We start from the raw sequence: 11229 nt of genomic DNA, 5'->3' as shown, positions 1-11229 counted from the left end.
GTATCCATTAAAAATACGAGTCGATAATGGACCAGAATTCACCGGAAACACGTTTACTAATTGGGCAAAAACACATGGTATAACTATAGATTACATCAAACCCGGTAGCCCTTATCAAAATGGTTACATTGAACGATTTAATCGGACTTATCGAACTGAAGTGTTAGATTTATATCTTTTTAACAACCTAGCGCAAGCAAGGAGAATAACCGAAGAATGGTTAACGATTTATAACACCGAAAGGCCTCATGAAGCACTAAATAATATGACGCCGATCGAATATAAAACATTAAAACAGGCAGCTTAATTTTCTACGTGAGTTGTGTATTAAGTTTGGGGTATTTACAATACCTGACCAAAAAATTATCATTACATTTGTTATTAATCCATTTTTACTTGTGGGAAAAATGGAATCTGCAATAGTTATAAAAGCAACAGGAAGAAACCAATATAGCCAAAAAGTTTTGGCCAATCCATATGCTCCTTGTATGAATTTTTTTATGCGCTTCTTTGCTTTTGTCTTGTTGGGATTTTATTTTTTGTAGAATGGACATTTGACAATTCCTTATAAAACTTTATTAATCGATTAATTGGACATAAAATATTTTTTGTTGTTTATCTTGCCAAGTAATAGAGTATTTAAACGAGCCTGACTTCATTAAAGTTGCTTCTTGTAAATATGCCTGACATAGATACTGTTTATTATCATTATCAGTACGGAGTGTTTTTTGATTAACAATAGTCGGCTTTTTAAAACCTTCTCTTGTGTAAATTTCTTTTAATATATTTTCTGCATCCTTACTATCACATTTTGGTGGCATTTCATCTCCACAACCAGTTAATAAAAAACAGCCTAATAACGTAAATAAATATTTTTTCATCATTTCTCCTTAATCAAATAACATTTTTAATATAATTAATCCATTCCTGGTCATTTTTTGTTCTTTTTTACTACATACTGCGTCCAAAAAAGTGAACTCTAGGTTAAAATTAATGCCACGATAATGTATCCTTTATCAAGGGCTGAATTGTATATATCGTTACTCCTACAAAATTTGGATCGGCTACACTAATTCATACAACTTTTTTAAGGGGTAAGGTAAACTTATCACAACTAAAAAAGGAACAAATATGAATAAGATTAAACGCAAAAGACGAACATTCACAGATGATTTTAAACAGCAAATGGTCAGTCTTTATCGACATGGTAAATCACGTAGTGAAATCGTTGCAGAATATGATTTGACACCATCAGCATTGGACCGTTGGATAACGCAAGCAAGCCAAAGCGGCTCATTTAAAACAAAAGATAATCGCAGTCCACAAGAACAAGAGTTAATCGCATTGCGTAAAGAGCTTAAACAACTCCGTATGGAAAACGATATTTTAAAGCAAGCAGCACTGATAATAGGACGAAAATCGCTATCCTAAAAGCAAATCGACATCGTTATAGCATAACAAAACTATGTCAATATTTAGGATTATCAAGACATTATGCTTATTATCAGTGTAAATTGAATAGACAAAAATCAGTAGGGCTTTATGCCGATAAAATCGTGACGCTATTTAATCAGAGCTATCAGTCTTATGGTACAAGACGAATTCGTTTTGATTTACAGAAAGAGAATATTTGGGTGTCACGCCGTTACATTGCTCGGGTGATGAAAGCCTTATTGCTGGTATCAAAATACACCGTTAAACGTTATCAATCTCACAATACGGAAGTGAATGAAACCGCCACAGAAAATCACCTGCAACGACAATTTGATGTAGGTGATAAAAAACAAATTGTTGTTGCGGATTTAACCTATATTCAAGTTAAGCAACGTTGGAACTATTTATGTGTTTTAGTGAACTTATCCGATAGGCAAATTGTCGGTTACCATGTTGGTCAACATAAAACAGCATAGCTTGTTATGTCGGCATTAAGCCAAATTAAACAACCATTATCAAAATTAGATTTATTTCATTCAGACCGCGGTAAAGAGTTTGATAATCGGTTATTAGCGGATTGTTTTAAGACATTTAATATCACGCATTCATTAAGCAAGAAAGGATGTCCTTATGACAATGCGGTAGCGGAAGCGACATTTAAAACAATTAAAACGGAATTTGTAAAAGGCCAACGTTTCAACTCAACGGCTGAGTTACAACGCGCTTTTTCGGCTTATGCCTATTGGTATAATCATAAACGATTACATTCTTCGTTAGGCTACTTGCCTCCCGTTGAATTTAAAAAACACTTACCCTTAATTTTTTTGTTTGAAAATGTGTTGCCATTCCATGTTTTTCTTTTGTATCTAAATCTATAGCAAAATATGACAAAATAATATCCTCTATGTAAGATTAAATCATTTATATATAAGGTAATATAATTATGTAACTCTCCCTGCATGGTGGAAATCACCATAGAGCATTTATTCTTTTCCTCCAATAATAGCCCTGGATCAACCTTAAAATCATCCTAACTTAACATTATGATTAATAAATATTTTATTTTAATAAGAAAATAACGCTATATAAATATATTTATATTTCAATTGGTTAATTACAGGATCAAGATTATTTTAATAATGTGTATAGTAGTGAACAGTAGTGAATACTAGTGAACACCAAAAAATATATATAACAAGTATATAATATATTGATATATATAAATTAATATTAGGTTGGTGAATAGTAGTGAACACTTTATATTAAAAGTTTAAGAATATGGGGGGGTAAGCATAAAAACAACTTAATAATTGGTATAGTTAAAGGATGACATTTGAAAAAGCACCCTCAGATATGAGGAGTGGTTATTATGGAGAATTGAAGTGAATAACCCAAATATGGGGCACGGTATGAATAGCGCGATATGGTTAATGATTAACTAGCTTTAAATTGCGGTTACCTGATAGTGAGACATTTCCTTGGCTTGCTTGCTCGACAAAGTCACCCCACCAGTCAAGCATAATTCTGCGCTGTTCTAGGTAAGTAGCACGGTTATAGGCTCGCCTGACGCTATTAGTATCGACATGGGCTAGTGCCGCTTCAATAATATTAGGGTCAAAACCTTGCTCATTTAATATCGTGCTTGCTAAAGCTCTTAAGCCATGCGCAACAAGCTTATCTTTATATCCCATGCGCTTTATTGCCATGTTAGCAGTACTACTATTCATCGGGATTGTATAAGGTGGTTTCATACTTGGGAATATATGCTCTCTATGCCCACTTATAGGCTTCATAATGGATAATATAGCCATAGCCTGCTTATTGAGTGTAATAGTATGCTCTCGCCTCATTTTCATTTTTTCGGCAGGAATAACCCATAAGCAATTGTCTAGATCAATCTCTTGCCATTTTGCCCCTACCGCTTCATTTGGGCGTGTCATTGTTAATAATTGCCATTCAATCAAGCAACGCGTTTGTAATTCGATTCTGGCCATAGCAAGGGATTGCATAAATTGGGGCAGCTCTTGCGCGTTTATTGTTGGCATTTGCCCTTTTATAGGGCTTTCAAAAGCATCTTTTATCTTGGCTGCTGGGTTAGCATCAATCAAGCCTATATTCACCGCATAAAACATAATCTCATTGATACGTTGGCAAAGTCTTTTAATTGTTTCTAATTTACCATTAGCTCTTAGTGGCTCCATGGCCTTAATAAATTCTTTTGCTTTTAATTTAAAGATTGATTTATCACCAATATAAGGAAATAAATGTAACTCTAACGATTCCCACGTTCTTTTTAAGGTGCTTTCAGTTAGTCCTTTGCCACTTGTAACTTTAAACCAATCAGCGGCTACCTTTTTAAAGGTGCTAGTAATTTCGTCATGCTTACGTTGTTCTTGTTCTGCTTTGTGCTCTTGAGGATCTACACCTTGCTTTATTAATTCTCGCGCTTCATCTCGTTGTTTTCGCGCTTGCTGTAGTGAAACCTCAGGATAACTACCGAAGCTAATTAATGCGCCCTTTTTGGTATATGGACGCGTATACTTAAAACGCCAGATTTTAGAATTATTCGATTTAACTAAGAGATACATACCACCGCCATCAAATAAAGAGTAATCTTTATCTCTTGGTTTGGCTGCTTTTATTTGGGTGTCTGTTAATGGATGTGTTTTCCTTGCCATAATTATTTTAGGTATACGATATATAAGTATATTGCGTCTGTATACCTAAGCATATACCTAAAAATTATGGTTGTAAATGTACCTTACTGATACTTAATGGGCAATAAAATAGACTTTAAGGCTTGTTATTACTGGGTTTGGTGTGCTTTTTAGGGTTTAAAAGAATGTTACTGATTATTGAATTGGTGGAGCCAAGGGGGATCGAACCCCTGACCTCAACGCTGCCAGCGTTGCGCTCTCCCAGCTGAGCTATGGCCCCAAATGAAAGGGATAAAACTGTGGCTAATAATATGCAACTAAACGATAAGTGTCAATTAGTTTGGTACTATTTGTTTGAAAAACAGTCTAATAAAACTCTGCCAATTAATGGCAGAGTTCACATGATTAACGCAATATTGAAGGTTGATCTGCACCTTCTGCTTCAATTTTAGGGGGCATAAAGTGTTCACGTTTTACGCCTAATTTGAGTGACATATACGCAGCCACATAAATTGATGAGATTGTACCAAGCACAATACCAACTCCTAATGTTTCAGAGAAACCTTTTAACATTGAACCGCCAAAGATATACAAAATGATGACTACTGCAAGGGTTGTCCCTGACGTCATCAAAGTACGGTGCAATGTTTGTGTTAACGAGATGTTGATAACATCGTAAGGATCTGCTCGTCGAATCTTTCTAAAATTCTCACGAATTCGGTCGAAAACTACAATGGTATCATTGAGCGAATAACCAATTATCGATAACATTGCAGCAATGATAGTTAAATCTAGTTCTCGTTCAAATAATGATAGATAACCTGCGGTGATGATAACATCATGCGCTAAGGCAACAACCGCACCAGTACCAAATCGCCATTCAAAACGAAAGGCAATATAGATTAGAATACACACTAATGCGGCACAGATTGCCAATATACCATCTTGGGCAAGTTCAGAGCCTACTGTTGGTCCTACAAATTCAATACGTTTGATTTGAGCATCGGCATCAATATCTTTATGTATTAAATTGGAAATTTTTGTACCTAGTGCATTATCAATAGCTGATGACGTACTGCCATCTTCTTGTTTAGTTGAAGGTAATCGAATAATGATATCTTTACTGCTACCATAATATTGCACTATCGGCTCATGATAACCCGCATCGCGTAAACTATTACGAAGGTCATCAAGGTTAACCACTTTTGTTACTGTGAGTTCTACTGTCGTACCACCAGTGAAGTCTTGTCCTAGGTTAAATCCTTTAACAAAAATAACAACAAAAGATGCGACTACCAATAACATTGAAATCACAAAAGCAATAAAGCCAAATTTTAAAAAGTCGAGGACTCTGCGACCATGATTTAAATCTCTAACATCATGATTTTCTTTTTTATTAATAACCACAATAAACCTCTAAATTGATAACTTATTAACGCGACGACCGCCATAAATAAGATTGGCTAATGCACGAGTACCGACAATCGATGTAAACATCGATGTTACAATACCGATGCCTAGTGTAATGGCAAAACCTTTAATTGAGCCTGTACCGACTGCATAAAGAATAATAGCAGTAATTAAAGTGGTAAGGTTGGCGTCAAAAATACTGCTCCAAGCACCAGCATACCCTTCATTAATTGCATGCTGAACACTGCGTCCATTGCTAAGTTCTTCTTTTATTCTTTCATTAATCAGTACGTTGGCATCAACAGCCATACCAACGGTTAACACAATACCCGCAATACCTGGCATACTTAGCGTTGCCCCAGGAAGTAAAGACATTGCACCAACAATTAAAATTAAGTTAGCAACTAATGCAAGGCTAGCAAATACGCCAAACAGACGATACATCACTAACATAAAGATGACTGAAATCGCTAAACCCCATGCGCAAGATTCTAACCCTTGAGTTATATTTTCTTGCCCCATTGATGGTCCAACAGTGCGCTCTTCAATGATTTGAATCGGAGCAATTAAAGCCCCTGCACGTAATAATAATGATAAATTTTTAGCTTCATCAATATTACCAATACCCGTTACCTGAAAACGGTCACTAAAAATACCTTGAATCGTCGCTACGTTGATAATACGTTCTTGTTTTTCAAGAATTGGTTTATCGTTTTCATCACGTTTGCCAGTATCTTTGTATTCAACAAACAATGTTGCCATTGCTTTATGAAGATTTTTTTGGGTAAAATCAAACATTCTTTTCCCCCCCGAGCCATCAAGAGTAATAGCAACTTCGGGTTGACCATATTGATTAGCACGATATGAAGAATCAGTTATATGATCCCCTGTTAATACAATACGCTTATAAAGTAGTACTGGGCGACCGTTTTCCATATATTTAATTTCTGAACCATAAGGAATACGCATATCGCCTTTTAAGATTGCGGGCATGTTAGGGGAACTTTCTTCATTAACTTGTCTAAATTCAAGTGTTGCAGTTGCCCCCAAAATACGTTTAGCTAATGCCGTATCTTGTATACCCGGTAATTCAACAACTATACGATCTGCGCCTTGGCGTTGAACAATTGGTTCAGCAACTCCCAACTGGTTAACACGATTACGTAAAATTGTAGTGTTTTGTTGTACAGCATCGCTTTTGGCTTGTTGTAACCTTTGTTCACTGACATTGATTACAATACTATTTTCACTCTGAGAAACAACTTTGAAATCTTGTATTCCACTGATCTTAGTGATGGCTTTATTGCGATCTTCAGTATTGTCAAATTGCATTGCAATCTGTTGATTACCATCTTTGCTGATCGTTTTATAATTTAATTTGCTATTAGTAAATTCAGTTTTTATGTTTTCAATAGATTGTTCTGTGAGTTTATTTAATGCGGTTGTCATATCGACTTCCATTAAAAAGTGAACGCCACCGCGCAAATCTAGCCCCAGCTTCATTGGTTCTGCACCTAACACCGTAAGCCAAGTTGGGGTTGCTGGTGCTAAATTTAATGCAACGATATACTGCTCACCTAATGCTTCTGATATGATTTCTTTCGCTTTAAGCTGCGTATCGTTATCACCAAGACGAATTAAAATAGACTTATTTTCATAAACTATTGATTTTGGTTCGATATGATTATCAGTTAAAAGTTTTTTGATTTTATCTTGCGTAGCAACGTTAATTTCAGCAGTATCTGATCCCGAAATTTGAATAGCGGGATCTTCACCATAAATATTTGGAAGCGCATAAAGAAGGCCGAGGCAAATTACGACGACCAACATAATGTACTTCCACAAAGGATAACGGTTTAACACGACGTATTCTCTTGTGGTATTAGGTAATTAATACAATGAACAATAATAGCGAATAAATACTATTCTATTATAGTGATTTCATTGTTCCTTTTGGTAAGACTGATGTTATAAAGTCACGCTTGATCACAACTTCAGTCGTATCATTTAATTCTAGCGCAATGTAACCATTTTCGTTAACTTTTGATACACGACCAATAAGTCCACCGTTAGTTAATACTTCATCACCTTTTGAAATTGATGCCATTAAATCACGATGTGCTTTAGCACGTTTCTGCTGAGGTCGCATAATCATAAAGTAGAAAAATAGCCCAAAAACTACTAACATGATTGGTAAAAAATAAGGATTGCTTTCAGGGGTTTGCCCATCAACAGCATAAGCATTAGAGATTAAAAAGTCCATACAGGTCCTCTTGATTAAAATAAATTTTAAAGGTCGGAATTATAACATAATAAATTAAGCTATTATTAACTATTTCTTGTCAAAAAGTTTCAGGTAACTATGCGTTCTAGTATAAAAACGAAACATTCAATACTACCTAGGTCGATATAATTCCGCCAATAAAACGATGTGGCAGATAAATGTTAATTAGGTGGTCAAATATTGCGCCATACTAACTAAATTAAATAGCCATTTAGGGTATATTCCACAAAGCATCGTCAGTAAAGCACATAACACAATGATTAATTCACTTATTCTAATATCAGTCCATTTTAATTTAATTGAAGATTTGCTTGATATTAGATCATCACGACAAACTGGTCTTATATAAAGGTTGATAATTAAGCGAGCATAGAAGTAAAGGCCTAATGCACTGCCAATAACAACGGCTGCGACTAGCCACCATAATTCGGCGGTTACACCTAACAACACTAGTAAAAATCGCCCAACAAATCCCGCAGTTAATGGAGTTCCCGCTAAAGATAAAAGCCCAACCCCCATGGTTAAAGCAAGAATTGGTCTTCGCCAAAAAAGTCCTGATAGGTCAATTTCATTTTCATGATCTTGAAGTTCATCAGAGTGTGAATCTAAACTGATCGCGCCTAAAATACAGATATTAGCTAAAATATATCCAATTAGATAAACACCAATAGTTTCTAATGCTAATACTTGATATTGCACAGCTATTAATGCCGTTAATAAATATCCAAAATGTGCTATCGATGAATAAGCTAATATTCGCTTTAAACTACTTTGCATTAGCGCCAATAAGTTACCCCACAAAATAGAGCAAAACGCCATAATAACTAAAATAATACGGATAGTTTCATTGTTAACAATAGGTGCCAATAAAAATAGCCTTGCGATAGCACAAAAAATCGCAACTTTTCCGACTGTTGATAACAACAAGGCAACTATTGTTGGTGCGCCTTGATAAACATCTGGTAACCATAGTTGAAATGGTACTAGCGATAATTTAAAACCGATGCCTACCAGCATTAAACATACGCCTATCAATAATAATGTGCTTGGATAGGACATCGTTGAGAGTTGGTAACTTAAACCACTAAAAGTTAGTTCTCCGGTAGTTGCATAATAAAAAGCAATCCCCATTAATAAAAACACGCTGGCGATAGCGGATAAAATCATGTATTTAACTGCTGCTTCCAATGAATGAGTCTGCGTATATTGATAACCAATTAATCCAACAAATGGAATAGATAACAGTTCGATCCCAATAAAAAATGCAATTAAATGGCTTGCGTAAACAAGTGTTACGCCACCTAATGCCATGAAAAGTAAAATTAAATAAAATAATCCATGATGATTCTGTTCTTGTTTAAACCAACGATAAGCAAAACATGCAATGGAAATAGATATCATTAAAATCAAACTGGTGTAAAGTAGCCCATAGCCATCACAAGTAAAAAGTGCTGTGATATGGTGTGCTTTCCACTTATCTGATGAGTTTTCATCAATATTCGAATTATTCATACTATTAGAATTTGTATCGATGTTTTTATTGTCTATATTACCATCAATGTTTGTAGTTTCACTCTCATTGGGTGATGATTCTGTCGTTTCTGTAGATACCGTATCAATTGCAATAGTTTTTTCACTTGAAGGGTTTGGTTCTTTAGTTGAGTTCGAAATTGACGCCGATATTTGCATATTATCACTGCTAATATCAGTAATAGCTTGGGTATTAAACGAAATTTTATAACCAACCATCACTGAGCAAATTAGAGCACAGGTTAAACCACATACGGTCAAAATAGCACACCCTTTGGTGCTTAATTTAAAAACAAATAGTAAAAATAAAACAATAGCGATGGCAAAGCTTAATACAAAAATTGGCGATAAAGCTATCATAGGTTATTACTCTCCTACTCGCTCTGTGGTTATGTATTGTTGTGTTTGATTCACGACAGCATAAGACATATCTAAAACCACTTGAGGATACAAACCAATAAAAATGAGGACAATTAAAATGCTTGATAGTAATAGAAGATCTTTTTTGCTAAGCAGATGTTTTATTGTAATACCTTTATCAACAACACCATAAAAAATAGGTTGCATACGTACAATAAATGAAATAGATAGTAATAACAAACCAAATACTAGCAAAATTGTATAATAGGAAAAAGCGTTATAACTTCCAAACAACATCATATAATTACCAATAAAATTAGCTGTACCTGGAATACCTAATACAGCCAATATAAAATACAAGGTAAATGAAGATAAATAAGGCACGCGTTCTTTCAGTCCGACAAATTGATTTATGTTTCGTGTTGAATAACATTCAACCAATAACCCACTAATTATAAACATACCAACTATTGCTAAATTGATGGCTATCATTTGAATAACCACACCCTGATAAGCAAGAACAGAACCACTATAAATTATTGCGGTTACAAATCCCATTAAAGCAATATGAATATAAGCTATTAGCTTTTTAATATCATTTTGGTTGAAAGCAAGTAAAGCAGCATAAACAACCGTAAGCAAAGCAAAAGCTAACATAAGCGGCGTAATGGTGATTGATGCATTAGGAAATAGTGGTATAACAAAACGCAATAAACCAAATGTAGCGGTGTTAAGTAATAACCCGCTAATCATCATTGAGCCAGTCGTTGAAGATTCGATATGTGCTTCAATAAACCAACCATGAAAAGGAACAAAAGGGATACGCACGACAAAAGCAGCTAAAAATCCTAGCATAATTAAAAATTCGGTATCACTCGAAATTGGTGTTTTTGTTAATTCTTGATAATCAAAAGTCCAATGTCCTGTTAAGTTCCAGTTAATCAAAGCTAATGAGACTATGGAAATTAGCATAAGCAAACTACTAAATTGAGTATAAATCAAGAATTTACTCGCACCATTAAAACGCAATTGTGAACTTGAATCTCGTCGTCCCCATAAAGAGATTAAAAAATAGATGGGTATTGCTACAGCTTCCCAAAAGAAGAACATTAAAAATAAATCAGTGATTACAAATAACATCATAATAGCTGATGTCATAAATAATAAGCATAAGTAAAATAGACCAAGATTGTTTAGATTTTCTTTACTAGAATAGATAATAGTCAATAACCCAATAAATAGGGTCGAGGTGATAACAACCAGAGATAGGCCATCTAAGACAAGATGAAAACGAATTCCTAATAAAGGGATCCATTCTAAATTCACTTCTTTTAACCAGTTTGTTCCTTGATTCAATACATTTAAGGCGTCTATCCATAATACTATCACCATCAATAATGTAAGGCAAATAGTAGTAAATGCCACAATTATTGGTAATCTTGACCAACGGATTTGGACATTGGCAGAAACAACGTCTCTTTGTAAACATACATGGAATAACCAACCAACAAATCCACCTATTACAGGTAAAAAAACAAGCCATAACAACATGAA

At 34.7% G+C, this 11229-nt stretch carries 11 protein-coding genes and 1 tRNA gene; 4 read left to right on the top strand and 8 right to left on the bottom strand.

Going from position 1 to position 11229, the window contains the following annotated elements; translation table 11 throughout:
* Nucleotides 1-307: integrase core domain-containing protein (locus A9G43_RS00465; protein WP_141673986.1), on the top strand; the 307-nt coding region annotated here is incomplete at its 5' end.
* Between the two features lie 271 nt (nucleotides 308-578).
* Here the strand turns inward: A9G43_RS00465 and A9G43_RS00460 are convergent.
* Complete coding sequence (locus tag A9G43_RS00460; RefSeq protein ID WP_065581682.1) at nucleotides 579-881, bottom strand: hypothetical protein; 303 nt, start codon at nucleotides 879-881, stop codon at nucleotides 579-581.
* A gap of 250 nt (nucleotides 882-1131) precedes the next feature.
* Here A9G43_RS00460 and A9G43_RS00455 point away from each other — a divergent pair, with 250 nt between their 5' ends.
* From A9G43_RS00455 to A9G43_RS10605, 3 genes are all read left to right on the top strand, one after another.
* Nucleotides 1132-1431: an IS3 family transposase gene (locus tag A9G43_RS00455; protein ID WP_065589149.1), complete on the top strand. Its 300-nt coding sequence runs from the start codon at nucleotides 1132-1134 to the stop codon at nucleotides 1429-1431.
* An 83-nt stretch (nucleotides 1432-1514) separates the two neighbouring features.
* A complete protein-coding gene (locus A9G43_RS10610; protein WP_176701672.1) occupies nucleotides 1515-1910 on the top strand; it encodes an IS3 family transposase in 396 nt (131 codons plus the stop codon).
* Between the two features lie 6 nt (nucleotides 1911-1916).
* Nucleotides 1917-2312: an integrase core domain-containing protein gene (locus A9G43_RS10605; RefSeq protein WP_081297966.1), complete on the top strand. Its 396-nt coding sequence runs from the start codon at nucleotides 1917-1919 to the stop codon at nucleotides 2310-2312.
* A 549-nt stretch (nucleotides 2313-2861) separates the two neighbouring features.
* Here the strand turns inward: A9G43_RS10605 and A9G43_RS00445 are convergent.
* The 7 genes from A9G43_RS00445 to A9G43_RS00415 all read right to left on the bottom strand — a co-directional run bounded on the left by A9G43_RS00445 (nucleotide 2862) and on the right by A9G43_RS00415 (nucleotide 11226).
* Complete coding sequence (locus tag A9G43_RS00445) at nucleotides 2862-4112, bottom strand: integrase domain-containing protein (protein ID WP_065605737.1); 1251 nt, start codon at nucleotides 4110-4112, stop codon at nucleotides 2862-2864.
* 183 nt (nucleotides 4113-4295) lie between these two features.
* Nucleotides 4296-4371 (bottom strand) — tRNA-Ala (locus tag A9G43_RS00440).
* Nucleotides 4372-4496: 125 nt separating this feature from the next.
* Nucleotides 4497-5492, bottom strand: a complete 996-nt coding sequence (gene secF / locus A9G43_RS00435; RefSeq protein ID WP_065605749.1) for a protein translocase subunit SecF — start codon at nucleotides 5490-5492, stop codon at nucleotides 4497-4499.
* 15 nt (nucleotides 5493-5507) lie between these two features.
* The gene (gene secD, locus A9G43_RS00430; protein WP_081297965.1) at nucleotides 5508-7364 is read right to left on the bottom strand and encodes a protein translocase subunit SecD; all 1857 of its coding nucleotides are present in this window, start codon (nucleotides 7362-7364) and stop codon (nucleotides 5508-5510) included.
* A gap of 67 nt (nucleotides 7365-7431) precedes the next feature.
* Complete coding sequence (gene yajC, locus A9G43_RS00425; protein WP_065605733.1) at nucleotides 7432-7764, bottom strand: preprotein translocase subunit YajC; 333 nt, start codon at nucleotides 7762-7764, stop codon at nucleotides 7432-7434.
* A 186-nt stretch (nucleotides 7765-7950) separates the two neighbouring features.
* Nucleotides 7951-9675: an NADH-quinone oxidoreductase subunit N gene (locus tag A9G43_RS00420; RefSeq protein ID WP_065605731.1), complete on the bottom strand. Its 1725-nt coding sequence runs from the start codon at nucleotides 9673-9675 to the stop codon at nucleotides 7951-7953.
* A 6-nt stretch (nucleotides 9676-9681) separates the two neighbouring features.
* Nucleotides 9682-11226 carry a complex I subunit 4 family protein gene (locus A9G43_RS00415; protein ID WP_065605729.1) on the bottom strand — a complete coding sequence of 515 codons (1545 nt, stop codon included), beginning with the start codon at nucleotides 11224-11226 and terminating at the stop codon, nucleotides 9682-9684.
* Between the last annotated feature and the right edge of the window lie 3 nt (nucleotides 11227-11229).

It is taken from the genome of Gilliamella sp. Occ3-1 (assembly GCF_001690655.1).
GTDB classification, from domain to species: domain Bacteria; phylum Pseudomonadota; class Gammaproteobacteria; order Enterobacterales; family Orbaceae; genus Gilliamella; species Gilliamella apicola_P.
This window is presented reverse-complemented; position numbering and strand designations above follow the sequence as displayed.

Bases quoted from the DNA above. Each gene is read 5' to 3' on its own strand.
- A9G43_RS00455 (WP_065589149.1), top strand. From the start codon at position 1,132: ATGAATAAGATTAAACGCAAAAGACGAACATTCACAGATGATTTTAAA.
- A9G43_RS00420 (WP_065605731.1), bottom strand. From the start codon at position 9,675: ATGATAGCTTTATCGCCAATTTTTGTATTAAGCTTTGCCATCGCTATT.
- yajC (WP_065605733.1), bottom strand. From the start codon at position 7,764: ATGGACTTTTTAATCTCTAATGCTTATGCTGTTGATGGGCAAACCCCT.
- A9G43_RS00445 (WP_065605737.1), bottom strand. From the start codon at position 4,112: ATGGCAAGGAAAACACATCCATTAACAGACACCCAAATAAAAGCAGCC.
- A9G43_RS10605 (WP_081297966.1), top strand. From the start codon at position 1,917: ATGTCGGCATTAAGCCAAATTAAACAACCATTATCAAAATTAGATTTA.
- A9G43_RS00415 (WP_065605729.1), bottom strand. From the start codon at position 11,226: ATGTTGTTATGGCTTGTTTTTTTACCTGTAATAGGTGGATTTGTTGGT.
- A9G43_RS00460 (WP_065581682.1), bottom strand. From the start codon at position 881: ATGAAAAAATATTTATTTACGTTATTAGGCTGTTTTTTATTAACTGGT.